Here is a 26,605-nt window from a genome sequence, read left to right on the forward strand (position 1 = left end):
TTTTAAGGAGCAATCTTGCAAGGAAAAATCATTAAGGCTCTGGCTGGTTTCTATTATGTAGAGTCGGATGGACAGGTTTATCAAACCAGAGCGCGGGGTAATTTTCGCAAAAAAGGGCAGACACCTTATGTCGGTGATGAAGTCGAATTTTCAGCAGAAAAAGACTCGGAAGGCTATATTTTAAAAATAGCAGAGCGTAAAAACAGCCTGGTTCGACCTCCCATTGTCAACATTGACCAGGCAGTTGTAATCATGAGCGCGAAAGAGCCAGATTTCAATGCTAATCTGTTAGATCGTTTTCTGGTGCTTTTAGAGCATAAGCGGATCCATCCTATTATCTACATCAGCAAGTTAGACCTGCTTGGAGATAAGCAGAGCTTGGATGCCTATGTGCAGGCGTATCAGGCTATCGGGTATGAGGTTCTTAAGGCTACTGAGGAGTTGCTGCCACGGCTGACAGGGGAAATCACTGTTTTCATGGGACAGACTGGAGTAGGAAAGTCCACTCTGCTCAATAAAATCGCTCCAGACTTGCAGCTGGAAACAGGAGAGATTTCTGAAAGTCTGGGCCGCGGCCGTCATACGACAAGGGCTGTCAGCTTTTACAATCTAAATGGTGGTAAGATTGCCGATACGCCAGGATTTTCATCTTTGGATTACGAGGTGACCACAGCTGAAGATCTCAATCAAGCTTTTCCAGAGATTGCTGAGTTCAGCCAGTCCTGTAAGTTTCGTACTTGCACTCATACTCACGAGCCAGCTTGTGCCGTTAAGCCAGCAGTCGAGTCCGGCCAGATAGCGTCATTCCGCTTTGATAATTACCTGCAGTTTCTCAGCGAGATTGAAAATCGTCGGGAAACCTATAAAAAAGTTGCCAAAAAAAATTCTAAATAAGGAGAAGAACTATGACATCATTCAAAATCGCCCCTTCAATCTTAAGTGCGGACTATGCTAATTTTGAATCAGAACTGAAAAAGTTAGAAGCGACAGGTGCTGAGTATGCCCATATTGATATTATGGATGGTCATTTTGTGCCTAACATCAGCTTTGGGGCTGGGGTTGTTGCCAGTATGCGTCCTCACAGCAAGCTAGTCTTTGACTGCCATCTGATGGTTTCCAATCCTGAGCACCACATCGAAGAATTCGCTCGTGCTGGTGCAGATATTATCAGCATCCATGCCGAAGCGACGCCACATATCCACGGAGCGCTGCAGAAGATTCGAGCAGCGGGAGTCAAGCCTAGTGTTGTGATTAATCCGGGAACACCAGTCGAAGCAGTCAAAAATGTTTTGAATTTGGTCGATCAAGTCCTTGTGATGACAGTTAATCCAGGATTTGGCGGTCAGGCCTTTCTGCCAGAAACCATGGATAAGATTCGTGAACTGGTGGTTCTGCGCGAAGTCAATCAGCTGAATTTTGATATTGAAGTGGATGGCGGTATTGACGACAAGACCATTGGAATTGCTAAAGAAGCCGGAGCCAACGTCTTCGTGGCTGGCAGTTATGTCTTCAAAGGCGATGTCAACCATCAAGTTCAGACCTTACGGGATGCCCTGCATGACTAAGGTTGCGCTGTTTGCTGGCGGAAACTTGGAACATTTTAGCTTAGATTTTGATGTTTTGGTCGGAGTAGATCGTGGAAGCCTCTTTCTTCTTGAGCAGGGAGTTTGTCCTGACTTGGCTGTCGGGGATTTTGACTCTGTGGCCGAGGAAGAATTGCTGCGCATAAAATATAGTTCTAAGGAAGTCGTTCAGGCCCATCCTGAAAAGGATGATACAGATTTGGAGTTAGCTGTTCTAGCTTGTTTTGAGCGGTATCCAAATGCTTGTCTAACTATTTTTGGAGCCTTTGGCGGCCGTCTGGATCATGCCTTGGCCAATGTCTTCCTGCCCAGTAATGAAAAAATTGCACCTTATATGGAGAAGATTTTTCTGGAAGATGAGCAGAATCTGCTGACCTATGTTCCCAAGGGGCGCCATGAAATAAAACCAGTACCTGGCATGCGCTATCTGGCCTTTCTGCCATCGGATGACGTTGACCTAACGATTGAGGGCGCTAAATATCCGCTCAATAAAGATAACTTTTTTTTCAAAAAAGTGTATGCTTCTAACGAATTTATAGATAAGCCCATTTATTTGGACTTTGATAGTGGCTATACAGTCGTCATTTACAGCAAAGACAGGAGCTGATATGGAGTTTATAATTATCCTCATTCTTTTGGGAAATCTAGTGCTGACCTTTCTTTTATGGCAAAAGATTAGTCAGCAGACCGAGACGCTAAAGCAAGTCTTGGAAAATCAGGCAGATCATCTATCGGATCAGTTGGACTATCGCTTGGAGCAAGAAAGCCAGAGAAAGCAAACGGCTCAGAAAGAGCTGGAATTAGCTCTGGGAGACCGCTTGAGCGAGGTCAGGACAGATTTGCACCGCAACTTGACAGAGCTGCGCTTGGAAATCAGTGACAACCTGACCAAGAATCGGGATAAAACTGACGAGCGTATGCGGCAGATTCAAGAGTCCAACGAAACCCGTCTAGAGCAGATGCGACAGACTGTTGAAGAGAAACTGGAGAAAACACTTCAGACTCGTCTTCAGACTTCTTTTGAAACCGTCTCTAAGCAGTTGGAGTCTGTTAATCGCGGTCTGGGAGAAATGCAGAGTGTTGCTCGAGATGTCGGCACCCTGAACAAAGTTCTTTCCAACACCAAGACTCGAGGGATTCTAGGGGAGTTGCAGCTAGGCCAGATTATCGAGGACATTATGACGGCTAGTCAATATGAGCGAGAGTTTGTGACGGTGGCCGGTTCCAGTGAGCGTGTCGAATATGCCATTAAACTGCCAGGGCAGACGGAGAATGAATATGTCTATCTGCCCATTGATTCTAAGTTTCCTCTCGCTGATTACTACCGTTTGGAAGATGCTTATGAGTCTGGCAGCAAGGAAGAGATTGAGTTCTACCGCAAGTCTCTCTTAGCAAGTGTCAAGCGCTTTGCCAAGGATATTAAGAGTAAATATCTGGCACCGCCGGCTACGACCAATTTTGGAATTATGTTTCTGCCAACGGAAGGTCTCTATTCGGAAGTTGTCCGCAATCCAGCCTTTTTTGACAGTTTGCGACGGGAGGAGCAGATTGTGGTGGCGGGTCCGTCGACCCTTTCTGCCTTGCTTAATTCACTGTCTGTCGGCTTTAAAACGCTCAATATCCAAAAAAGTGCGGACGACATCAGCAAGGTTCTGGGCTCAGTCAAATCCGAGTTTAACAAGTTTGGTGGCATTCTGACCAAGGCTCAGAAACATTTGCAGCATGCTTCGGGTAACATTGATGAACTCTTAACCCGGCGGACAGGAGCTATCGAAAGAACCTTACGCCATATTGAGTTGTCTGACCAAGACCTCGATTTGAACTTACTTGATTTTTCAGAAGAAAGGGAAAACAATGAAGATTAATCAAATGAAAAAAGATGAACTGTTTGAAGGTTTCTATCTGATCAAGTCAGCAGAAGTCCGTCAGACAAGGGCTGGGAAAAATTATCTGGCCTTCACTTTCCAAGACGATACAGGAGTAATCGAGGGCAAACTCTGGGATGCTCAGCCACATAATGTTGAAGAATTCACTGCTGGCAAAGTTGTGCACATGCAAGGCCGACGGGAAGTTTACAATAACACGCCTCAGGTCAATCAGTTGACTCTGCGCCTGCCTAAGGCTGGAGAGCCGAATGATCCAGCGGATTTCAAGGAAAAACCGCCAGTTGACCAGAAAGAAATCCGAGATTATTTATCTCAGATGATTTTCAAGATTGAGAATTCGGTCTGGCAGCGCGTGGTGCGCTCGCTTTATAGCAAGTATGACAAGGAGTTTTATTCTTATCCAGCTGCCAAGACCAATCACCATGCTTTTGAGTCTGGTTTAGCCTTTCATACCGCTACCATGGTCAAGCTGGCAGATGCTATCGGAGACATTTATCCTCAGCTTAATAAAAGCTTGTTGTTCGCAGGGATCATGCTTCACGACTTGGCCAAGGTTATTGAGCTAAGCGGTCCGGAAAATACAGAGTACACTGTGCGAGGCAATCTGATTGGCCACATCGCTTTGATTGATGAAGAATTGACCAAGACCCTGATGGAGCTGAAAATTGATGACAGCAAAGAAGAAGTAATCGTCCTGCGGCATGTGCTTCTCAGCCACCATGGTCTCTTGGAATATGGCAGTCCTGTACGTCCTAAGATTATGGAGGCAGAAATTCTGCATATGATTGATAATCTGGATGCGGAGATGATGATGATGACTACTGCCTTAGGACTTGTAGATCCAGGTGAAATGAGCAATAAAATATTCGCTCTTGAAGGCCGTTCTTTCTACAAACCAAAACTTGAACAGTAAAATACGAAAAATGGACATTACTTGGAAAAGAATGTTCGTTTTTTTGTTTCTGTTATGGTATAATGAATAAAATAACTTTAATTGGTGAAAAAATGAAATTAAGAAGAAGTGAGCGTATGGTGGTTATTTCTAATTATTTGATTAACCATCCTTATGAATTAACGAGCTTAAATACATTTGCAGAAAAATACGAATCTGCCAAATCTTCTATTTCAGAAGATATTGTCATTATTAAGCGAGCCTTTGAAGAGATTGAAATTGGGACCATTGAAACGATTACTGGTGCCGGTGGAGGAGTCATTTTTAGCCCGTCCATCTCCGATACAGAAGCTAAGACCATTGTGCAAGGTCTTTGTGATCAGCTGTCTGAAAGTAATCGGATTCTTCCCGGGGGCTATATTTACCTATCGGATCTGCTCAGCACTCCATCCATTTTGAATAATATCGGACGGATCATTGCCAAAAGTTTTAAAGATCAACAAATTGATGCGGTCATGACGGTTGCGACTAAGGGTGTTCCTTTGGCCAATGCAGTAGCCAATGTTCTCAATGTACCTTTTGTCATCGTTCGTCGGGATTTAAAGATTACAGAAGGGTCAACGGTTAGTGTCAACTATGTATCGGGCTCCAGCGGAGATCGTATTGAAAAGATGTTCTTGTCCAAGCGCAGTCTCAAGGCCGGCAGCCGCGTCTTGATTGTAGATGACTTCCTCAAAGGCGGGGGGACCATTACAGGGATGATTAGCCTCTTATCAGAGTTTGACTCTGAGTTGGCAGGTGTAGCTGTCTTTGCGGACAACGCACAGGCCAACCGCGATTATCTGGACTATAAATCGCTCTTGAAAGTAACCAATATTGATGTCAAGGCGAATACCATTGATGTGGAAATTGGAAATATTTTTGATTAGGGAAAAGGGCGGAGATTATAGATGAAAACAGTTTTAGAAAAGTTTGACCACAGTCCGCTGTGGATTCGTTTAGGAGTATTGTCGATTTTATTTGGGATTCTGATTACCGGCATGGTTTTTGTACAAGGTCAGTCTAATGCCAATAGGAATTCAGTTAGTTCAGCTGCTAGCTTCGCATCAAGCAGCTCTTCCTTACAGCTATCTTCTGCTCAAAAAGAAGCACAGGAAAAAGAAATTCAGGAAGAGGAGCAAGCAGTTCAGGCCGCAGAAGAAGCGGTTAAACAGCTTGAAACCATGCAAACTTTGGAAGATTTACAGCTAGCTAAGACTGCAGCAGAGAAGGTTAAGGATGCAGCGACGAAGGCTAGATTCCAAAGTCGTATTCAGGCGATATCAGTCTTGATTGATCCGGAAGCAGCCCAGACAGCTATTTCTGAAAATCCAGCTGCTGTATCAGAAGAAGCAGTGGCTCAGCCGCAGCAATAAGTTAGCAGCAATCTAATAAGCAGAGATAAGCTTAAAATAGAAAAAATGTATTGACAGAAAAGTATCGTCGTGCTATAATGATAGACGGTACTTTTTACTTTTGGTCTCTCAAAAGTGTACAGAGACGTGCTGACAAATGTTGCAAAAGTACACGCAGATGGTAGCTGTCACCAAGTGTATCATCACCAAAATTAAAAAAATACAGGAGAATGTAGATGCCTACAATTAACCAATTGGTTCGCAAACCGCGTAAATCAAAAGTAGAAAAATCTAAATCACCAGCTTTGAACGTTGGTTACAACAGCCATAAAAAAGTTCAAACAAACGTATCTTCACCACAAAAACGTGGAGTTGCAACCCGTGTCGGAACTATGACACCTAAGAAACCAAACTCTGCCCTTCGTAAATTTGCCCGTGTACGTCTGAGCAACCTGATTGAAGTTACAGCTTACATCCCAGGTATCGGACACAACCTGCAAGAGCACAGTGTTGTGCTTCTTCGTGGTGGACGTGTAAAAGACCTTCCAGGGGTACGTTACCATATCGTCCGCGGTGCACTTGATACAGCAGGTGTTACTGATCGTAAACAAGGCCGTTCTAAATACGGTACTAAAAAACCAAAAGCATAAGGAAAGGGGAGAAAGATAAATGAGTCGTAAAAACCAAGCGCCTAAGCGCGAAGTATTGCCAGATCCGCTTTACAATTCAAAATTAGTTACTCGTCTTATCAACCGCGTTATGCTTGATGGTAAGCGTGGTACAGCAGCTTCTATCGTTTACGGAGCTTTTGACCAAATCAAAGAAGCAACTGGAAACGATGCGTTGGAAGTATTTGAAACAGCTATGGAAAACATCATGCCTGTACTTGAAGTTCGTGCTCGCCGTGTCGGTGGTTCAAACTACCAAGTTCCGGTTGAAGTTCGTCCAGAACGCCGTACAACACTTGGACTTCGCTGGTTGGTAACTATTGCTCGTCAACGTGGTGAGCACACAATGGTTGACCGCCTTGCAAAAGAAATCTTGGATGCATCTAACAACACTGGTGCAGCTGTTAAGAAACGTGAAGACACTCACCGTATGGCAGAAGCTAACCGTGCCTTCGCACACTTCCGTTGGTAAGAATAAGATACTAAGGGCGTTAAAAAAGCGACTGAAAATTAGGAAGCTTGACGCAGAATCAAAGATTCTAGAAAAGCTTATCTATTTTCTGAGTTTTTGGCCCGAATTCAATTTAACTTATCTACAAGTTGAAACCAACAAAAACAAGATAAACATTGAGAACGGGTAGGTCCTGCCTATCCGTTTTTGCTAAATAATGTTATAATAAACTGTAAAATAAATTAATAGGAGAAATAACCAAATGGCTCGCGAATTTTCACTTGAAAAAACTCGTAATATCGGTATCATGGCCCACGTCGATGCTGGTAAAACAACAACAACTGAGCGTATTCTTTACTACACTGGTAAAATCCACAAAATCGGTGAAACTCACGAAGGTGCGTCACAAATGGACTGGATGGAGCAAGAGCAAGAGCGTGGTATCACTATCACATCTGCTGCGACAACTGCTCAATGGAACAACCACCGCGTAAACATCATTGACACACCGGGACACGTGGACTTCACAATCGAAGTACAACGTTCTCTTCGTGTCTTGGACGGTGCGGTAACCGTTCTTGACTCACAATCAGGTGTTGAGCCTCAAACTGAAACAGTTTGGCGCCAAGCAACTGAATACGGAGTTCCTCGTATCGTATTTGCCAACAAGATGGACAAGATTGGTGCTGACTTCCTTTACTCAGTAAGCACTTTGCATGATCGTCTTCAAGCAAATGCTCATCCAATCCAATTGCCAATTGGTTCAGAAGATGACTTCCGCGGAATTATCGACTTGATCAAGATGAAGGCTGAAATCTATACTAATGACCTTGGTACAGATATTTTGGAAGAAGATATCCCAGCTGAATACCTTGAGCAAGCTCAAGAATACCGTGAAAAATTAGTGGAAGCAGTTGCTGAAACTGATGAAGACTTGATGATGAAATACCTTGAAGGTGAAGAGATCACTAACGAAGAATTGAAAGCTGGTATCCGCCGTGCGACTATCAACGTTGAATTCTTCCCAGTATTGTGTGGTTCTGCCTTCAAGAACAAGGGTGTTCAATTGATGCTTGATGCAGTTATTGACTACTTGCCAAGCCCACTTGACATCCCGGCAATCAAAGGTATCAACCCAGATACAGAAGAAGAAGAAACTCGTCCTGCATCTGATGAAGAGCCATTTGCAGCTCTTGCCTTCAAGATCATGACTGACCCATTCGTAGGTCGTTTGACTTTCTTCCGTGTTTACTCAGGTGTCTTGAACAGCGGTTCATACGTATTGAATACTTCTAAAGGTAAACGTGAACGTATCGGACGTATCCTGCAAATGCACGCCAACAGCCGTAACGAAATCGAAACAGTATACGCTGGTGATATCGCTGCTGCCGTAGGTTTGAAAGATACAACTACTGGTGACTCATTGACAGATGAAAAAGCTAAAATCATCCTTGAGTCTATCAACGTTCCTGAACCAGTTATCCAATTGATGGTTGAGCCTAAGTCTAAGGCTGACCAAGACAAGATGGGTATTGCTCTGCAAAAACTGGCTGAAGAAGATCCAACATTCCGTGTTGAAACAAACGTTGAAACTGGTGAAACAGTTATCTCTGGTATGGGTGAGCTTCACTTGGATGTCCTTGTTGACCGTATGCGTCGTGAGTTCAAGGTTGAAGCAAACGTAGGTGCTCCTCAAGTATCTTACCGTGAAACATTCCGCGCTTCTACTCAAGCTCGTGGATTCTTCAAACGCCAATCTGGTGGTAAAGGTCAATTCGGTGACGTTTGGATCGAGTTTACACCAAACGAAGAAGGAAAAGGCTTCGAGTTTGAAAATGCTATCGTCGGTGGTGTGGTTCCACGTGAATTCATCCCTGCGGTAGAAAAAGGTTTGGTTGAGTCAATGGCTAATGGTGTCCTTGCTGGTTACCCAATTGTTGACGTAAAAGCTAAACTATACGATGGTTCATACCATGATGTCGACTCATCTGAAACAGCTTTCAAGGTTGCTGCATCACTTGCTTTGAAAGAAGCTGCTAAGACTGCACAACCAGCTATCCTTGAGCCAATGATGTTGGTAACAATCACTGTTCCTGAAGAAAATCTTGGTGACGTTATGGGTCACGTAACAGCTCGTCGTGGACGTGTTGACGGTATGGAAGCGCATGGTAACAGCCAAATCGTTCGTGCCTATGTGCCACTTGCTGAAATGTTCGGTTATGCAACAGTTCTTCGTTCAGCATCACAAGGACGCGGTACCTTCATGATGGTATTTGACCACTACGAAGATGTACCTAAGTCAGTACAAGAAGAAATCATTAAGAAAAACAAAGGTGAAGCTTAATCTTTGAGCAAACCTTGGCACTCGCATTTGCGGGTGCTTTTTCTATTTTTGGAGAACGACCCCTCAATAAAAAGGGGAAAGGATTGATCAGATGAATCTGAATTTATAATTTCAATTCTGTCTTGTAAGTTGTATTTCTACATTTTCAAAAGATACTGCTTTGCTTTTTCAAATCAATGAAAGTCAAAATGAAAGTTAGTGAAAGAATTCATAATACTTGTTAATAACAATGAAATCAGTTGCATTTTACCTCAATTAAGTATATAATAGAAATGTTGAAAGGTGATTTGTATCAACTCAAGTTACTCTTTTCACATAAAAATTTTTTGATTTTCATAAGGAGGAAATCACGAATGGTAGTTAAAGTTGGTATTAACGGTTTCGGTCGTATCGGTCGTCTTGCTTTCCGTCGTATCCAAAACGTAGAAGGTGTTGAAGTTACTCGCATCAACGACCTTACAGATCCAGTAATGCTTGCACATCTGTTGAAATACGATACAACTCAAGGTCGTTTCGATGGTACTGTTGAAGTTAAAGAAGGTGGATTCGAAGTTAACGGTAAATTTGTTAAAGTTTCTGCTGAACGTGACCCAGAACAAATTGACTGGGCTACTGACGGTGTAGAAATCGTTCTTGAAGCAACTGGTTTCTTTGCTAAGAAAGATGCTGCTGAAAAACACCTTAAAGGTGGTGCTAAGAAAGTTGTTATCACTGCTCCTGGTGGAAATGACGTTAAAACAGTTGTATACAACACTAACCACGACGTTCTTGATGGTACTGAAACAGTTATCTCAGGTGCTTCATGTACTACAAACTGCTTGGCTCCAATGGCTAAAGCACTTCAAGACAACTTCGGTGTTGTTGAAGGATTGATGACTACTATCCACGCTTACACTGGTGACCAAATGATCCTTGACGGACCACACCGTGGTGGTGACCTTCGTCGTGCTCGCGCTGGTGCTGCAAATATCGTTCCTAACTCAACTGGTGCTGCTAAAGCTATCGGCTTGGTTATCCCAGAATTGAACGGTAAATTGGACGGATCTGCACAACGTGTTCCAACTCCAACTGGATCAGTTACTGAATTGGTTGCTGTTCTTGAAAAGAACGTAACAGTTGATGAAGTAAACGCAGCTATGAAAGCAGCAGCTAACGAATCATACGGTTACACAGAAGATCCAATCGTATCTTCAGATATCGTAGGTATGGCTTACGGTTCATTGTTCGACGCAACTCAAACTAAAGTTCTTGATGTTGACGGCAAACAATTGGTTAAAGTTGTATCATGGTACGACAACGAAATGTCATACACTGCACAACTTGTACGTACTCTTGAATACTTCGCGAAAATCGCTAAATAATTCAATAGTGAAAGAAAGAGGCTCAAATGAGCCTCTTTTTCTGTACCTTGCTTTGTGAGAATCATCAAAGACAGGGCTGTGGTATGTTGTACTTCTATTTTCCAAATTTTCAGTCATATAGAAAGTCATTTTTACCATATCTGTCCATTTTTCTAAATGCTTCAAGGAGCTATTTTGCGGTAAGAGAAGCTAAGCATACTTTTCTTAAAGAAAACTATACCAATTTCACGCTTGACAAAGTGAAAAACTTTGTGTATACTAGCTTTGTTGGAGTTTTTAGACTCCAAGAAGACTATACCAATTTTTAATAAGAAGGGCTGGTTTCTAAAATATAGGAAATCAGAAGTAACGTTATGTGTGGAATTGTCGGAGTTGTCGGAAATCGCAACGCAACAGATATTTTGATGCAGGGCTTGGAAAAGCTGGAATACCGTGGTTATGACTCGGCCGGAATTTTTGTAACAACAGGGAAAACTTCTAGTCTGGTCAAGTCAGTCGGTCGTATCGCTGACCTACATGCTAAAATTGGCATTGATGTTGCTGGGACTACTGGTATCGGACATACTCGTTGGGCTACTCATGGAAAACCAAGTGAAAACAATGCCCATCCTCATACTTCACAGACCGGTCGTTTTGTCTTGGTTCATAATGGTGTGATTGAGAACTACCTTGATATTAAGAATACTTATCTAGCTGGCCATGACTTCAAGGGGCAGACAGATACAGAGATTGCTGTGCATCTGATTGGCAAATTTGCTGAAGAAGAAGGCTTGTCTCTTTTAGAAGCATTTAAAAAAGCTCTTCACATTATCCGTGGTTCTTATGCCTTTGCTTTGGTGGACTCAGAAGATGCAGATGTTATCTATGTTGCTAAAAATAAATCACCTCTTCTAGTTGGACTGGGTGATGGCTACAATATGGTCTGCTCAGATGCTATGGCCATGATTCGTGAGACGAATCAGTTTATGGAAATTCATGACCAAGAGCTGGTTATTGTCCGTAAAGATAGTGTGGAAGTGCAGGATTATGACGGGCATACTCTAGAGCGTGAAAGCTATACTGCTGAGCTAGATCTGTCCGATATTGGTAAGGGAACTTATCCATACTATATGCTCAAGGAAATCGATGAGCAGCCAACTGTGATGCGTAAGCTAATCAGCGCTTATACAGATGATAAGGGGCAAGTATCAGTAGATGCGGATATTGTCAAGGCTGTTCAGGAAGCTGACCGTCTCTATATTCTTGCAGCTGGAACTTCTTATCATGCTGGCTATGCTTCTAAGCGTATGCTGGAAGAGCTGACAGATACACCTGTTGAGCTGGGCATTGCTTCTGAGTGGGGCTATGCTATGCCGCTCCTTAGCAAGAAGCCTCTCTTCATCTTTATCAGCCAATCTGGTGAAACAGCTGACAGCCGTCAGGTCTTAGTCAAGGCGAATCAGATGGGCATTCCAAGTTTGACCGTGACCAATGTTCCGGGTTCTACGCTTTCTCGGGAAGCCAATCATACCATGCTGCTGCATGCAGGTCCGGAAATTGCGGTTGCTTCTACTAAGGCCTATACAGCTCAAATTGCAACCTTGGCTTTCTTGGCTAAAGCTGTTGGTGATGCCAATGCTTCTGAGAAAGCGGCAGCCTTTGACTTGGTTCACGAGCTATCCTTAGTTGCGCAGTCTATTGAGTCCACTTTGTCAGAAAAAGAGTTGATTGACAATAAGGTCCGCGGCCTTCTAGAAACAACTCGCAATGCTTTCTATATCGGCCGTGGTCAAGACTACTATGTGGCGATGGAAGCTAGCTTAAAACTCAAAGAAATTTCTTATATCCAGTGTGAAGGCTTTGCTGCTGGTGAGCTCAAACACGGTACGATCTCTCTGATTGAAGACGGAACACCAGTTTTGGCTTTGCTTTCAGATGAAGTCTTGGCTAGTCATACTCGGGGCAATATTTCAGAAGTCGTAGCTCGGGGTGCCAAGGTGCTGACTATTGCTGAGGAGAATGTAGCCAAAGAAGGTGACGATATCGTACTCAATCAGGTTCACCCATACCTGTCACCAATCTCTATGGTGGTACCGACACAGCTCATTGCTTACTTTGCAACCTTGCACCGTGGTCTGGATGTAGACAAACCGCGTAATCTGGCTAAGTCTGTCACTGTAGAATAAGCACAGAGGGCTTTGCCTATAAAAATTATCTATCTCGTCTATAGAAAATATATATGGTACTTATCTAAAAAAGGTACAAAAAACAAGGTTATTCAGCAGAGTCTGAAAAGCCTTGAAAAAGCTAGCTTAGTCTAGCTTTTTTATTTTGCTTTGATAAATATTTTTAATCAGGCTGATAGGGAAAATATATTTCCCAGGAGAAAGAGAGGATGGTAAGATATATTACAAATTCAAAGAAGGAGGAAGTAATGGTCAGCAAGAAAGAATTAGTGCTGAGAGCTTTTCGGGGTGAAGAAGTTGACCGCGTACCAGTTGGTTTTTGGTTTCACTTTGTAAGCCAAGAGGAAAAGATGCTGGGCTTAGATAATCCAGTGATTTTCAATAAAAGTGTTGAGGGGCATGCTGCTTATGTTCGAGCTGCACGGCCAGACTTTGTCAAGATTATGAGCGATGGCTTCTTTAAGTATCCCAGCGCGCTTTATTCGGATCATATTGAGTCCATTCGGGACTTGGCTACTATCCAGTCTATCGGTGAGGGTCATCCTTGGATTGAGCAGCAGATTGAGATGGTGAAGGCTGTAAAAGCAAGCTATCCGGAGGACCTCGCTTCCTTCTACAATATCTTTGCACCGGTCTCCTATCTCAAGCGCTGGTTCCGCAGGGAAGGGTCGCGAGGAGATAGAGAAATTGTAGATTTTCTGGCAGAGGATCCTGAGCTGACAGGACATGTTCTAGATGTCATTGCTGGTGATATTGCTATTTTGACTAGGCGCATCATTGAGGAGACGGGCATTGAGGGGATTTATCTCAGTACCCAGCAAATCCAAGACGGCCGGGTAGATGCAGCCAGTTATCGTCGTTATATCGAGCCTAGTACGATTAAGGTTCTGGAAGCGGCCAATGCGGCTGGCGGTCAGAATATTCTCCACATCTGCGGCTTTGAAGGGGCCAGCAATGATTTGGAACTGTTCAAGGACTATCCGGCTCAAGTGTTTAACTGGGCAACCCATCATGAGGGGGTCAGTTTAGCGGAAGGGCGCAAGCTCTTTGGCGGTCAGACTGTCCTGGGCGGCTTTGAAAATGGCAGAGCAGCTCTTCTAAATACAAGCAGTCGTGCAGAATTAGAGGCTGAGACCAAGCAACTGCTGGCTGAAACTGGCAGTCAGGGAGTGATTCTAGGGGCTGACTGCACTGTACCAGATGATTTCGAAGTAGAAAGACTGGACTGGATTCGTCAGGCAGCTAGTCAGTTCTGATGGAATTGCCAAAGTTCTAAAGAGCATTTTTCAACTCTTTCAAGGAGGGAGATAGATGAATCGGTATCAAAAAAGGCTTGCAGCTCTTGCTCTGATATTCTTGATAATAGGAACCTTTCTGAGCATCAGTCAGATTTATGCTCATCAGTCTTCAGACAAAAAAGAAGATGATTTGCAGGTGCTCAAGAAATTACCAGATCAGTCAACTGGCTTGATGCAGCCCAATGATATCGCTGCCCTGCTCTTGTCGGATTAGAATTTTTACTAAAAAGTTAGATTAGCTCTATGAGAAAGCTAAAAAACAACTCATTGTTTAGATAGGAACGATTTAAAAAAGGAGAGAAGATGACTTCAAAAAGAGAATTAGTACTGAAGGCTTTTAGAGGAGAGCCTGTTGATCGAGTGCCAGTTGGTTTCTGGCATCATTTTACCAGCGAGGATGAGTGGCTGGCTGGTTTTGGAAATCAGGCCATTATTGATAAAAATCTGGCTGGTCATCAAGCTTTTCTGGCAGAAGTCAAGCCAGACTTTATCAAGCTGATGAGTGATGGTTATTTTTCCTATCCTAACGAACGCTTGAAAAAAGTCCAATCTATCAAAGTCTTGGCAGATATTGAGCCGCTAGGTGCTGATCACCCTTGGATTAGTGAGCAGGTGGAGCTGGTTCAGAAGATTAGGGCTGGCTTTACAGAGGACTTGGTCGCTATTTACAATATTTTTGCGCCAGTGACCTATTTCAAATGGTTGGTCGGCAAGGTTGCTGGTGGAGATGATATCATTGCAGATTTCTTGGCGGAGAATGCGGTGCTCACGAAGCGGGTGCTGGATGTGATTGCTAAAGATATTGCGGCTTTGACGGAGCGGATTATCAAGGAAGCTGGAGCGGATGGAATCTACCTCAGCGTTCAGAGCATTCAGGATGCACGGGTGTCAGCAGAAGATTATAAGACTTTTATTGCTCCTAGTGAATTGGCGGTGCTGGAAGCAGCCAACGCGGCTGGCGGAGTGAATATCCTGCACATTTGCGGTTACGAAGGCGCGCGAAACGATGTTCATCTTTTCACTGACTATCCAGCTCAGGTCATCAATTGGGCAGTGGGGCCAGAAGGTATCAGCCTAGCGGAGGGCCGGAAATTGTTTGGCGGCCGGACTGTCCTCGGTGGCTTTGAAAATGGCAAGGACGGCCTGCTTTACACGGGCAGCCAAGCGGCTATTCAAGATGAGACCAAGCGGCTGATAGCAGAGGCTGGCAAGGAAGCTTTGATTATCGGGGCTGACTGTACTATTCCAAGCGATATTAAGGCAGAGCGGATTCAGTGGGTTCGCCAAGCAGCAAGCTTAACATAAGAAGGAGACGAAAGAATGAGCAAGAAAAAATGGATTATTGGTGGAGCAGCAGTGATTGCTATTGTAGCTGCAACTTATTTGGGGCGGACCTTGACAGGTGCTTCATCTAGCAAGACGAGCAGCTCTGCATCAGGCAGTGGCAAGGTCACAACTTTGAAAGTAGCACATACACAGAACTATGTTCCTTATGACTTTGTGGATGAAAAGGGAGAGTCAGATGGCTATGAGGTTGCTGTTCTCAAGGCCATTGATGAAAAGCTGCCAGACTATCAGTTCGAATATACTGGCACTAGTGATGAGGATCTCTTAGTCGGTCTGGAATCTGGAAAATATGATATTGGAACCAAGGGAGCATGGTACACCGAAGAGCGGGCGAAGAAGTTCATCATTCCAGAAAGCCCAATCGGCGCTAGTATTATCGGTTTCACTATCCGAAAGGAAGACGCTGAAAAATACAAGACTATTGATGATTTTGCTAAGGAAAAGGGTAAGCTGGTACCGATCTCTCCGCAGAATGCTCAATGGGCCGTTATCGAAGAGTATAATCAGAAGCATAGCGGTGCTCCTATTGATTTGACTGCAGCAGAGTCCTTCAAGGTTGCTGATGCTTATGCTTGGGTTCTGGAAGGGCGCTACGATGCTTTCTTTGACATCAAGCTGTCTTTTGAAAAAGCTGTGACAGATAAAGAAGGTTCTTACCATCAGTATGCGGATCAACTGACTTGGTTCCCTTACAAGGGGATTCCGACCTATCCCCTGCTTCATAAAAACGAAAAAAATCAAGAATTTGCCAAGGCATATGAGAAGGCAATTAAGGAACTGGTAAAAGACGGAACCTTGGCTAAACTATCTGAAAAGTATTTCGGAGAAGATGTCTTCTCTTATGTGGACAAGGATTAGTGCCTGCTGTCTGCTGCTCATGGGAAATCAAAGGCTGACTGAAAAGCTAGCTGAATACGGAGCTGAGGGCTTCTAAGCTGACCTTGATGCTGTTTGAATGAATTTTCAAAAAGAGAGCAAGGCTGCTCCAATCTGAAAGTGCCCGTCCAAGAGAAGCTTATTCTATCTAATCACTGTCGAAGGAGAAGAAAATTATGGTCTCGTATGACTTATCCCGTGTCTTTGGCCTGCTGCCTAGTCTGCTGCAGGCTCTGCCGACCACTTTATGGATTATGTTTGTGACAGCATTTATTGGGTCTTTTCTGGGTAGTCTGTTGGCTTGGACTCAGATTGCTGAGGAGCAGTCTTTTGCTGGTCTGGCTAGAGGATATATATTTATTCTTAGATGTACACCGCCTATTGTCTTACTTTTCTTGGTTTTTTATGGGATTCCAGAGTTTTTAGAATGGTGGCTGGGGCTGGATATCAATCATTGGTCGCGGACTGTGTTTGTCATCATCACCATGATTCTTCTCTTTGCGGCCATGATTGCGGAAGTCTTCAAGGCAGCTTATCTTGCTGTTCCCAAGGGACAGACCGAGGCAGGTCTCAGTATTGGCTTGACACCGCTGCAGACATTTCTGCGCATCGTCCTGCCACAGGCGTTCCGCATCGCCCTGCCCAATCTGACTACTGCCCTTCTTAATCTCATGCGGGATGCTGCGCTGGCTTATACGATTGGAGCTGTTGATGTCATGGGAGCAGGACAAAATCTCATCAGCCGGAATTTGGGAAATTATTCCCTAGAAACCTATACAGCGGTGGCCTTGATTTACTGGGGGATTGCCCTAGTGGTTTCGCTGACTTCCCAGCTTCTGGAAAAAAGTCTGACAGTCAAGGAGAGGTAAAGCATGGATTTGAATTATATTGTAAATACCTTTCTGGTAACGTTGAAAGGCATACCGGTAACCTTAATCATTATGGCGGTGGCTATTCTGCTCAGCTTTATTCCGGCTCTGCTTCTAGCTCTGGGGCAGATTTATAAAGTTCGGGGTGTGCGGACCTTTTCAGTGGTTTATCTGGCCTTTATTCGTGCAACGCCGCCCATTTTGCTCATTCTCTTTTTCTACAGTCTTTTTCCTAGCTTACTGAATCAAATATTCAAAAGTCTGGGCAGTCAGGTAGACGTCTTTAAGTTCAATCCGCTTTACTATGCTTTCATCATCTATAGTCTGATGACGACAGGCAGTTTGTCGGAAATTCTGCGCTCTGCCATATTGACAGTGGATAAAGGGCAGTTAGAAGCGGCGCAGGCGATTGGTTTAACGAATTTTCAAGCTTATCGGAGAATTGTTTTTCCTCAGGCTCTGCGCTCTGCCCTCCCCAATCTGGCCAATCTGGTTATCAATCTAGTCAAGGGAACCTCGCTGGTATTTGTCATGACAGTCAAAGATATCACAGCCTTGGCTAAGATAGAGGCCTCCCATTCTTACCAGTATTCAGAGTCTTATCTGGTGATTTTTGTTATTTATCTCATTATTTGTGGCTTGATTCAGTGGATTTTTAGGGGCTTGGAAAAGCGCTATGCTCTTGCTTAGGAAGGAAAGATTATGTTAGAAGTAAAACATATCTCCAAACGATTTGGAGAGCACCAGGTGCTGGCAGATGTCAGTCTCAAGGTCAATCAAGGTGACGTTGTGGTTATTCTGGGCCCCTCAGGCTCTGGGAAAACAACATTTCTACGCTGTCTGAATCACTTAGAAAAAGCGGATGGCGGCCAGCTGACTTTGTCTGGTAAGGACTATGATTTGGCTAAACTTAGCAAAAAGGAGATTTTGGAAATTCGTAGAAAGACAGCCTTTGTCTTTCAGAATTATAATCTCTTTGCCAATAAAACAGCCCTTGAAAATATCTTAGAGGGCTTAGTGATCGCTCGTAAGATACCGAGGGAAGAAGCGCTTGAGATTGCGGAAGCGTCCTTGAAGCGCGTGGGTCTCTTGGCCTACAAGGACTATTATCCTTCGCAGCTATCAGGCGGCCAGCAGCAGAGGATTGGGATTGCGCGTGCCATTGCTGTTAAGCCAGATGTCATCCTGCTGGATGAACCAACTTCGGCTCTAGATCCGGAATTGGTCGGCGAAGTCCTTAGTGTCATGAAACAGCTGGCTCAAGAGGGAGTGACCATGGTCCTTGTGACCCACGAGATGAGCTTTGCCCGAGATGTGGCCAACCATGTCATCTTTATGGACGGAGGTCATATCGTCGAAGAAAATCCTCCTCAGGAATTCTTCAGCAGTCCAAAGGAAGAGCGGACCAAACAGTTTCTGTCCCGCATTCTGTCGGACGCCAGCTATAGCGTAGAGTATATGATTTAAAATCTGGATTCTGTCCAGATTTTTATTTTTGATAGATAGCTGTTATTCTTTGACTTGATAATGGGGGGATGAGAAGATACTAAAAAACTAGACCGAGATAGGCGTATCTCGGTCTAGTTTGTGTTTTATAAAAGTTGCTTACCAGAGGATTTCGCACTGGCTCCCGACAGCATTTTGGAAGGATTCGACTGGTGGCTGGTCGGTGATAATGCAATCCAGACTAGAATAGTTAGAAAGTTTGAAATAATGACTGGTGTTAAACTTAGAGTGGTCGGCCAATAGAATTGCCTTGTCACTATTAGCGATCATTTCCCGCTTGATATGTGCCTGATTATGGTTAGCTTCGTAAGCGGCGTAGCGATCCAATCCGCGGCAGCTAAAGAAGAGTAAGTCTGCATGGAAATTGTTGATGAAGTTGGCAGCAAAATCGCCTAGCGCAGAATTGGTCCCGCAGCCAATATGTCCGCCTGATAAGAAGAGGGTGACATTTTCAAAGTTATTTAGCTGGCGGGCTGCTTCAATACCATTGGTTATGACACGTAGGTTCTGGAAAGGTGCCAAATACGGAATGAGCATGGCTGCAGTCGTAGAGCTGTCAATGAAGATAGACTGGTTATGAGTGATAAAAGTTGAAGCAATTTCAGCAATTTGTTGCTTGCTTTTTTCTTCTTCACGGGCGCGAGCAGAATACACATATTCTACATTGTTGGCCGTAATCAGCATGACTTCACCATGAGAGCGGATGATTTTTCCCTCTTTTTCTAGCTCAATCAAGTCCCGTTGAAGTGTTGATGTAGAACAGTACAAAAGTTCTTCAAGTTGGGCGGTTGCAATAATCTTTCGCTTGCTGAGAATGTCTATAATTCGACTCATTCGTTCCAAAGAAACCATAGTGACCTCCACCGATGAACAAAGCTGAACATTTATGGTCACATTATAACACAATAAACGAAAAAAATCAATATAGTAACCATTAGATTGAACGATTATGAACAGTTTTGGCTATATTGTTATATAAAAGTTGGCTATTTATCAATTAGAGGTATAGGTATTGAATGCGCTTACAAAAAAGATTATGATGAATCCAGAAAGGAGTGAGATTATGGATCATCAAGAAGAAATAATCCGCGAACAAATATGTGATGTATGCCACAAGATGTGGCAATTAGGCTGGGTAGCCGCTAATGACGGCAATGTCTCAGTCCGTTTAGACCAAGATACCATTATTGCAACGCCAACAGGTATCAGTAAGAGCTTTATCACGCCTGAAAAACTCGTCAAGCTCAATCTGAAAGGGGAGATTATCGAGGCTCAGGACGGCTATCGTCCATCCAGTGAAATCAAGATGCACATTCGCTGCTATCAAGAACGGGAGGATGTGAATGCTGTTGTCCACGCGCATCCACCAATTGCAACAGGCTTTGCACTGGCTCATATTCCGCTTGATACCTATTCCTTGATTGAGAGTGCCATTGTAGTAGGGGCAATTCCTATCACTCCCTTTGGTGTGCCATCTACCATGGAAGTGCCAGATGCTATCACTCCGTACTTGCCAGAACATGATGTCATGTTACTTGAAAATCATGGTGCCTTGACTGTAGGAAGCGATGTAATTACAGCTTACTATCGGATGGAAACCTTGGAGTTGGTTGCTAAGACCACCTTCCACGGACGCATGTTGCTTTCTACTAAGGGAGTTGAGGAGGAAGAAATTTCTCTTCCAACCTTGGAACGCTTGTTTGCAATGCGGGCCAATTATAAAGTCACAGGCCGTCACCCTGGTTATCGTAAATATAATGGTGACGGAAGCATCAAAGAATAAGAAACATTGGAGGAAATGATTATGACTCAACATCCACGTATTGGAATTCGTCCAACCATTGACGGACGTCGCCAAGGTGTTCGGGAATCACTAGAAGTACAAACCATGAATATGGCTAAAAGTGTGGCTGACTTGATTAGCTCAACCTTGAAATATCCTGACGGTCAGCCTGTTGAATGTGTTATTTCGCCATCTACCATCGGTCGTGTCCCTGAAGCAGCCGCATCACATGAATTATTCAAAAAATCAAATGTCTGCGCGACTATCACAGTGACACCATGCTGGTGCTATGGTAGTGAAACCATGGATATGTCACCAGATATTCCGCATGCGATCTGGGGCTTCAATGGCACTGAACGGCCAGGAGCAGTTTATCTCGCTGCAGTACTGGCTTCACATGCACAAAAAGGTATTCCAGCTTTTGGTATTTATGGCAGGGATGTCCAGGAAGCTAGCGACACTGAAATTCCAGAAGATGTAAAAGAAAAAATTCTCCGTTATAGTCGGGCCGCTTTGGCAACAGGACTGATGCGTGACACAGCTTACTTGTCCATGGGCAGCGTCTCCATGGGAATTGGTGGCTCCATTGTCAACCCAGACTTCTTCCAAGAATACCTGGGCATGCGCAATGAATCAGTTGATATGACGGAGTTTACTCGTCGGATTGACCGAGGCATTTATGACCACGAAGAATTTGAACGGGCCATGGTCTGGGTCAAAGAGCACATCAAAGAGGGTGTGGATCGCAACCGCGAAGACTTGGTTCTTTCCCCAGAAGAAAAAGCAAAACAATGGGAATTTGTAGTCAAGATGTTCATGATTGGCCGAGACCTTATGCAAGGCAATCCTCGCTTGGCTGAGCTTGGCTTTGAGGAAGAAGCTGTTGGACATCATGCCTTAGTTGCTGGCTTCCAAGGTCAGCGTCAATGGACTGACCACTTCCCGAACGGGGACTTCATGGAAACCTTCCTCAATACTCAGTTTGATTGGAATGGTATCCGTAAACCTTATGTTTTTGCGACAGAAAATGACTCGCTCAACGGTGTGTCTATGCTCTTTAACTATCTCTTGACAAATACACCGCAAATCTTCGCTGATGTCCGGACTTATTGGAGTCCAGAAGCGGTAGAACGTGTGACAGGACACAAGTTAGAAGGTCAGGCAGCTGATGGCTTCCTGCACTTGATTAACTCTGGCTCTTGTACTCTGGATGGAACGGGGCAAGCCAGTCGAGACGGCAAGCCAGTCATCAAGCCATTCTGGGAATTGGAACAAAGCGAAGTAGATGCGATGCTTGAAAACACAGACTTCCCACCAGCCAATCGCGAATACTTCCGTGGTGGCGGCTTCTCTACTCGCTTCTTGACCAAGGGTCATATGCCTGTGACCATGGTGCGCTTGAACATCCTCAAAGGCGTAGGTCCGGTCTTGCAAATCGCTGAAGGCTATACTTTGGAATTGCCAGAGGAAGTGCATCATACCTTGGATAATCGGACAGATCCGGGCTGGCCAACCACTTGGTTTGCACCACGTTTGACAGGAAAAGGTGCCTTCAAGTCTGTCTATGATGTTATGAACAACTGGGGAGCAAACCACGGTGCCATTACCTATGGCCATATTGGAGCGGATTTGATTACGCTGGCTTCTATGCTGCGTATCCCAGTCAATATGCACAATGTGCCAGAGGAAGACATCTTCCGTCCGAAGAACTGGTCACTGTTTGGCACAGAAGATTTGGAATCAGCCGACTACCGTGCTTGCCAATTATTAGGGCCAATTCATAAATAAAGATTTTGGGTGGGCGTGCCTCTTTCTAGGCACGCAGCCTACCCAATAGAAAGAGAGTAGCTTAGATGACCAAGACAATTATTCTAGCCTGTGTGGGTGGCTTAACAACCAGCATGTTAGTAGAGCGAATCAATGAAGTTATTCATCGTGACCAATTGGATTATTCTTTTTATTCCATTGGGATTACGGGTATGAATAACTTGAAGAATATCGATGTCTTATTGCTCAGTCCGCAATTAGCCTATTTAGAAGAAAAGGCTAAAGCAAGCCTACAGGTGCCGGTCGCAGTCATTAGTGATGAAGATTTCGAGTTGATGAGAGGCGAAGAAGTGCTTCGTCAGGCTGAATTATTGATGGACTAGGCCTATGGCAGGACAAGACAAAGGCTCAAGCCAAGAGCTGATGCGACTGATTATCAAGAGTAGTAAAGTGACTGCGCAAGTCATGCAGAGTTTGGAGTTGGCTCAGTCAGGTCAGAAGGAAGAAGCAAATGCTGAGTTGGAACAAGCGAGAAAACTCAGCGTGGAGGCTCACAACTTACAGACCAACCTTATCCAGTCTGAACTGAGTGGTCAAGCCAATCCTCCAAGTCTGCTGGCGGTCCATGCTCAGGACCATTTTATGAATAGCCATTTATTACTCGAATTAGCCGCCGTATTTCTTAATCAAATAGAAGAAATCGAAGATTTAAAAGCAAGAATTGCAAAACTGGAACAGGTAGGTGAGTAGCATGGATCATCCTGTCATATTAGAAATGAAGGGCATTGTTAAAAGCTTCGGTCCAGTCCGAGCCTTAAAAGGGGTCAATTTTGACTTGCGGGCTGGTGAAGTGCATGCTCTAATGGGTGAAAATGGGGCTGGTAAATCCACTTTGATGAAGGTCTTGACTGGTATCTACGGAGCAAATGAGGGTACCATACATTACAATCAAGAAGAAGTGGTCTATTCCAAGCCCAAAGAAGCAATGGATGCAGGGATCGTTATCGTTCACCAAGAATTGAATATGATGAACCATCTAACAGTGGCTCAAAATATCTTTATTGGACGGGAAGAAGTTCAAGGCAGCTTCTTCATTAACGATGCATCCAGTATTAAAAAAGCAAAAGAACTCTTTAGTCTCTTAAAACTAGACATCAACCCAACTGAAAAAGTAGGAAATTTGACAGTTGGGAAACAACAAATGGTCGAAATTGCCAAGGCCCTCTCAATGGATGCCAAGGTGATAGTCTTTGACGAACCGACTGCAGCTCTGACTCAATCGGAAATCAATGAGCTCTTTGTCATCATTGACGACTTGCGTGCAAAAGGTGTCGGTATTATCTACATCTCCCACCGGATGGATGAGATTGCCCGAATCACAGACCGCGTGACTGTTATGCGGGACGGTGAGTATGTAGGTACGGTCAATACCAAAGACACCACCAAGGATGAAATCATCTCCATGATGGTCGGACGGACGATTTATGAAGATCCTAAGGCTGCGTCAACAGTAGCAGAAGATGCTCCTGTGGTACTGGAAGTGAAAAACCTCTGTGCTGGAACGGCCGTTAAAGATGTGAGTTTCAAACTCCATAAGGGCGAAATTCTAGGTTTCTCAGGATTGATGGGAGCCGGTCGTACAGAAGTTGCCCGTTTGCTGTTTGGTGCAGACAAAAAAGAAAGCGGTTCCATTTTTATAAATGGAAAAGAAGTAAGCATCAATTCTCCCCAAGATGCCATTCGGGAAGGAATTGGTTACTTATCTGAAGACCGCAAGCGCTTTGGCTGTATCGTGGACATGACCATTGCCAACAATACGGTTATAACCAATCTTGATAAGTATATCAAGGCGGGCTTGATTGATGATGGTGCTATTGTCAAGGCAAGTGATCAGTTTGTTCAATCTTTACATACCAAGACACCGTCATCCAAACAGCTGGTTCGCAATCTTTCGGGAGGAAACCAGCAGAAAGTAGTCATTGCCAAATGGCTGGAACAAAATAGTGATATTTTAATCTTTGATGAGCCGACACGAGGGATTGATGTCGGAGCAAAAAGTGAAATATACACACTGATGAATGATCTGGTTGCTCAGGGCAAATCCATTATTATGATTTCGTCAGAACTGACAGAAATCTTACGGATGAGCGATCGAATCGTAGTCATGTGTGAAGGTAAAAAAACGGGTGAGCTGGATATTAGCCAAGCAACACAAGAAAGAATCTTGGCGCTAGCGACTGACCGTTAAAAGTGAAAACAGAGGTGTTTACGTATGGAAGAGAAACAATCCTTATGGATGAAATTAGAAAAAACAGTTGGTTTACAAAAGCTGATTGCCTTGATTGCCTTGGTGGTAATCTTTGCCTTCTTTGCCATCTCCAGCGAATCATTTCGTTCGTTTGATACGGTAGTCAGTATCTTAGATGCGTCATATTACATTGGTTTCCTCGCCATTGGGGTCACATTTGTCATCATTACAGGTGGTATTGACCTCTCCATTGGTACGGTGATGATGTGCTCGGCTATTATCGGGGGCGTCCTTCATACTAAGATGGGCTGGCCGCTCTGGTTGTCTTTGCTGGCCATTCTAGTAATTGGAGGATTATTCGGTCTGCTGAATGGAATCATGGTCGCAAAATTCGGTTTGCCGCCTTTTATTGCGACATTGGGTACGATGATGATTTCCCGCGGTTTAAGCTCTATTGTCTCAAATGTGCAAAGTGTGACCTTCCCTCTTCGTGGAACAGGTGAAGGTTGGTACAAAGATTTATTCCGAACTCAGGATAATTTCCCGACAGGCTTGATTGTGCTGGTGCTTGTGGCTGTCCTTGCTGCGGTAGTATTGAACAAGACAAAAATTGGCCGCTATATTTTCGCGATTGGCTCCAATAAAGAAGCCACTCGTCTGTCTGGGGTCAATGTTGTCAAATGGGAAGGCATGGCATATGTCATAGGCGGTCTGTCAGCAGGACTTGCTGCCGTTGCTTATGCGGCCACTTACTCTACGATTCTTCCAGGTACTGGTAACGGTATGGAGCTTGATGCGATTGCCGGTGTCGTAGTAGGGGGAACTTCTCTAGCTGGAGGTGTCGGATCTGTTATCGGTACCATTATCGGGGTCTTCATCATGTCAGTCCTGAAAATTGGTTTGCCTTATATCGACCTACAACCCCACTATCAACTCTTTATTACTGGTTTCGTTGTTATCGTCGCTGTTTATTTTGATATTTTCATTCGCAAGAATAAGAAGAAATAAGTACAGCCCTCGCCATCATATATATGAGTGTATAAAATATAATAGGAGCTTTTATCATGAGAAAATCATTTAAATTTGCTACTGCGGCACTTCTTGCTGCTGCTGCGATTGGACTAGTTGCTTGCTCTTCTAAGAAAGACAGTAATAAAGCTACAAACAGCAAGGGTGGGGACTATCGGGTAGAAGTAATTGCAAAAGGTTTCCAACATGACTTCTGGAAAGCCGTTAATAAGGGTGCTGAACAAGCTGCAGATGAATTTGGCGCTAAGATTACTTTTGTCGGCCCTCAAAATGAAACCGCTATCGCAGAACAATTGGAACAGTTGAACAATGCCATTAACAAAAATCCAGATGCGATTGCCTTAGCAGCACTTGATACCGAATCAGAGCTAGACGCTATTAAACAAGCCCAAGCGAAGAATATCCCGCTGATTGGTTTTGACTCAGGGGTTCCCGGTGCACCAGACGGAGCAATCAAAGCAACCGCCTCTACAGACAACCATGCTGCTGGTGCCAATGCAGCAGAACACTTATTCCCGATGCTAGAAAAGAAATTGGGCGATAAGCCGGTTCGTATCGGAGTGGTTTCCCAAGAAGCAAACTCACTCTCTATCACACAACGGACTTCCGGTTTCATTGACAAGATGGTTGAGTTGCTAGAAAAGAAAGGCATCAAAACGGCTGTTGTTGGTCATGATAAATTCAAAAATAATGTCTCTGAATCAGATGCCAAAGCTATCATTGAAGTTCGTGTACCAGCTCAAGTAGACGATGCAGCAGGTAAGACAGAAGCATCCACTGTGCTTGAAAAATCAGATACAGTCGCTATTTACGGTTCAAATGAATTTGCAGCCAAAGCTATTATCAACGCAAATGGCAGTTTCAAGGAATCTAAGCTTGGTGCAGACAAGATTTTGGCTGTCGGTTTTGACTCAGGTGCCTTGCAGCAAGATGCGATTCGCAACGGTCTCTTTGTAGGATCTGTTACGCAAGACCCGATTCAAATCGGCTATCAATCTGTAAAATTAGCTATTGAAGCTGCTCAAGGGAAAGAAGTCAAAGATGTAGACACAGGATCAAAATGGTATGATGCCAAGAACATTGACTCTGATGAAATCAAACCATTGCTTTACCAATAATCAAAATCGTTTGTAAAGAT

At 44.1% G+C, this 26,605-nt stretch carries 27 protein-coding genes; 26 read left to right on the plus strand and 1 reads right to left on the minus strand.

Annotation, left to right across the window (positions count from 1 at the left end; translation table 11 throughout):
* Nucleotides 1-15 precede the first annotated feature (15 nt).
* From rsgA to O3621_RS03715, 19 genes are all read left to right on the plus strand, one after another.
* The gene (gene rsgA, locus O3621_RS03625) at nt 16-894 is read left to right on the plus strand and encodes a ribosome small subunit-dependent GTPase A (RefSeq protein ID WP_125340314.1); all 879 of its coding nucleotides are present in this window, start codon (nt 16-18) and stop codon (nt 892-894) included.
* 11 nt (nt 895-905) lie between these two features.
* Entirely contained in the window at nt 906-1,565 is a 660-nt protein-coding gene (gene rpe, locus O3621_RS03630; RefSeq protein WP_002893879.1) for a ribulose-phosphate 3-epimerase, read from the plus strand.
* Nucleotides 1,558-2,190 carry a thiamine diphosphokinase gene (locus O3621_RS03635; protein ID WP_371513689.1) on the plus strand — a complete coding sequence of 211 codons (633 nt, stop codon included), beginning with the start codon at nt 1,558-1,560 and terminating at the stop codon, nt 2,188-2,190. Before rpe ends, O3621_RS03635 begins: the two co-directional genes overlap by 8 nt.
* A gap of 1 nt (nt 2,191) precedes the next feature.
* Complete coding sequence (gene rmuC, locus O3621_RS03640; RefSeq protein WP_371513691.1) at nt 2,192-3,448, plus strand: DNA recombination protein RmuC; 1,257 nt, start codon at nt 2,192-2,194, stop codon at nt 3,446-3,448.
* On the plus strand, nt 3,438-4,382 hold the full coding sequence (locus O3621_RS03645) for a 3'-5' exoribonuclease YhaM family protein (RefSeq protein ID WP_314450378.1): 945 nt from the start codon (nt 3,438-3,440) through the stop codon (nt 4,380-4,382). The genes rmuC and O3621_RS03645 overlap by 11 nt, the downstream gene beginning before the upstream one ends.
* Nucleotides 4,383-4,474: 92 nt before the next feature.
* A complete protein-coding gene (purR, locus tag O3621_RS03650; RefSeq protein WP_032905583.1) occupies nt 4,475-5,290 on the plus strand; it encodes a pur operon repressor in 816 nt (271 codons plus the stop codon).
* Between the two features lie 21 nt (nt 5,291-5,311).
* The gene (locus tag O3621_RS03655; protein ID WP_371513694.1) at nt 5,312-5,776 is read left to right on the plus strand and encodes a hypothetical protein; all 465 of its coding nucleotides are present in this window, start codon (nt 5,312-5,314) and stop codon (nt 5,774-5,776) included.
* 215 nt (nt 5,777-5,991) lie between these two features.
* Complete coding sequence (gene rpsL / locus O3621_RS03660) at nt 5,992-6,405, plus strand: 30S ribosomal protein S12 (RefSeq protein WP_002893867.1); 414 nt, start codon at nt 5,992-5,994, stop codon at nt 6,403-6,405.
* A gap of 19 nt (nt 6,406-6,424) precedes the next feature.
* On the plus strand, nt 6,425-6,895 hold the full coding sequence (gene rpsG / locus O3621_RS03665; RefSeq protein ID WP_002893865.1) for a 30S ribosomal protein S7: 471 nt from the start codon (nt 6,425-6,427) through the stop codon (nt 6,893-6,895).
* 241 nt (nt 6,896-7,136) lie between these two features.
* Complete coding sequence (gene fusA / locus O3621_RS03670) at nt 7,137-9,218, plus strand: elongation factor G (RefSeq protein ID WP_061592470.1); 2,082 nt, start codon at nt 7,137-7,139, stop codon at nt 9,216-9,218.
* Nucleotides 9,219-9,571: 353 nt separating this feature from the next.
* Nucleotides 9,572-10,579 carry a type I glyceraldehyde-3-phosphate dehydrogenase gene (gene gap, locus O3621_RS03675; protein WP_002908655.1) on the plus strand — a complete coding sequence of 336 codons (1,008 nt, stop codon included), beginning with the start codon at nt 9,572-9,574 and terminating at the stop codon, nt 10,577-10,579.
* Between the two features lie 353 nt (nt 10,580-10,932).
* Nucleotides 10,933-12,744, plus strand: a complete 1,812-nt coding sequence (gene glmS / locus O3621_RS03680) for a glutamine--fructose-6-phosphate transaminase (isomerizing) (protein WP_371513697.1) — start codon at nt 10,933-10,935, stop codon at nt 12,742-12,744.
* Between the two features lie 209 nt (nt 12,745-12,953).
* Nucleotides 12,954-14,000, plus strand: a complete 1,047-nt coding sequence (locus O3621_RS03685) for a uroporphyrinogen decarboxylase family protein (RefSeq protein ID WP_314448697.1) — start codon at nt 12,954-12,956, stop codon at nt 13,998-14,000.
* 55 nt (nt 14,001-14,055) lie between these two features.
* Nucleotides 14,056-14,256: a hypothetical protein gene (locus tag O3621_RS03690; protein ID WP_002893853.1), complete on the plus strand. Its 201-nt coding sequence runs from the start codon at nt 14,056-14,058 to the stop codon at nt 14,254-14,256.
* 89 nt (nt 14,257-14,345) lie between these two features.
* Nucleotides 14,346-15,347 carry a uroporphyrinogen decarboxylase family protein gene (locus tag O3621_RS03695; RefSeq protein ID WP_371513700.1) on the plus strand — a complete coding sequence of 334 codons (1,002 nt, stop codon included), beginning with the start codon at nt 14,346-14,348 and terminating at the stop codon, nt 15,345-15,347.
* A gap of 15 nt (nt 15,348-15,362) precedes the next feature.
* Nucleotides 15,363-16,247 (plus strand): transporter substrate-binding domain-containing protein, encoded by an 885-nt coding sequence (locus O3621_RS03700; RefSeq protein ID WP_314448692.1) that lies wholly within the window; start codon nt 15,363-15,365, stop codon nt 16,245-16,247.
* A gap of 194 nt (nt 16,248-16,441) precedes the next feature.
* Nucleotides 16,442-17,134: an amino acid ABC transporter permease gene (locus tag O3621_RS03705; protein ID WP_314448691.1), complete on the plus strand. Its 693-nt coding sequence runs from the start codon at nt 16,442-16,444 to the stop codon at nt 17,132-17,134.
* A gap of 3 nt (nt 17,135-17,137) precedes the next feature.
* Nucleotides 17,138-17,824 carry an amino acid ABC transporter permease gene (locus O3621_RS03710; protein ID WP_125331568.1) on the plus strand — a complete coding sequence of 229 codons (687 nt, stop codon included), beginning with the start codon at nt 17,138-17,140 and terminating at the stop codon, nt 17,822-17,824.
* Between the two features lie 12 nt (nt 17,825-17,836).
* Nucleotides 17,837-18,601, plus strand: coding sequence for an amino acid ABC transporter ATP-binding protein (locus tag O3621_RS03715; protein ID WP_314448686.1), 765 nt, complete (start codon nt 17,837-17,839; stop codon nt 18,599-18,601).
* Between the two features lie 138 nt (nt 18,602-18,739).
* Here O3621_RS03715 and O3621_RS03720 read toward each other — a convergent pair whose 3' ends face one another.
* The gene (locus O3621_RS03720) at nt 18,740-19,492 is read right to left on the minus strand and encodes a DeoR/GlpR family DNA-binding transcription regulator (RefSeq protein ID WP_314448684.1); all 753 of its coding nucleotides are present in this window, start codon (nt 19,490-19,492) and stop codon (nt 18,740-18,742) included.
* A gap of 211 nt (nt 19,493-19,703) precedes the next feature.
* On the opposite strand from O3621_RS03720, the gene O3621_RS03725 reads away from it, so the two are divergent.
* The 7 genes from O3621_RS03725 (at nt 19,704) to O3621_RS03755 (ending at nt 26,585) form a co-directional block, all read left to right on the plus strand.
* Nucleotides 19,704-20,423: a class II aldolase/adducin family protein gene (locus O3621_RS03725; protein ID WP_314448683.1), complete on the plus strand. Its 720-nt coding sequence runs from the start codon at nt 19,704-19,706 to the stop codon at nt 20,421-20,423.
* Between the two features lie 21 nt (nt 20,424-20,444).
* A complete protein-coding gene (locus tag O3621_RS03730; protein ID WP_125445685.1) occupies nt 20,445-22,211 on the plus strand; it encodes an L-fucose isomerase in 1,767 nt (588 codons plus the stop codon).
* A 65-nt stretch (nt 22,212-22,276) separates the two neighbouring features.
* Nucleotides 22,277-22,573, plus strand: coding sequence for a PTS sugar transporter subunit IIB (locus O3621_RS03735; RefSeq protein ID WP_314448677.1), 297 nt, complete (start codon nt 22,277-22,279; stop codon nt 22,571-22,573).
* Nucleotides 22,574-22,577: 4 nt separating this feature from the next.
* On the plus strand, nt 22,578-22,940 hold the full coding sequence (locus tag O3621_RS03740; protein WP_072074639.1) for a PTS lactose/cellobiose transporter subunit IIA: 363 nt from the start codon (nt 22,578-22,580) through the stop codon (nt 22,938-22,940).
* A 1-nt stretch (nt 22,941) separates the two neighbouring features.
* A complete protein-coding gene (locus O3621_RS03745; RefSeq protein ID WP_314448673.1) occupies nt 22,942-24,438 on the plus strand; it encodes a sugar ABC transporter ATP-binding protein in 1,497 nt (498 codons plus the stop codon).
* A gap of 48 nt (nt 24,439-24,486) precedes the next feature.
* Nucleotides 24,487-25,446, plus strand: a complete 960-nt coding sequence (locus O3621_RS03750; RefSeq protein WP_223313787.1) for an ABC transporter permease — start codon at nt 24,487-24,489, stop codon at nt 25,444-25,446.
* Nucleotides 25,447-25,502: 56 nt separating this feature from the next.
* Complete coding sequence (locus O3621_RS03755) at nt 25,503-26,585, plus strand: ABC transporter substrate-binding protein (protein ID WP_002907949.1); 1,083 nt, start codon at nt 25,503-25,505, stop codon at nt 26,583-26,585.
* Nucleotides 26,586-26,605 lie beyond the last annotated feature (20 nt).

Origin of the sequence: Streptococcus sp. 20925_1_22 (genome assembly GCF_041431685.1) — a bacterium.
GTDB lineage: Bacteria > Bacillota > Bacilli > Lactobacillales > Streptococcaceae > Streptococcus.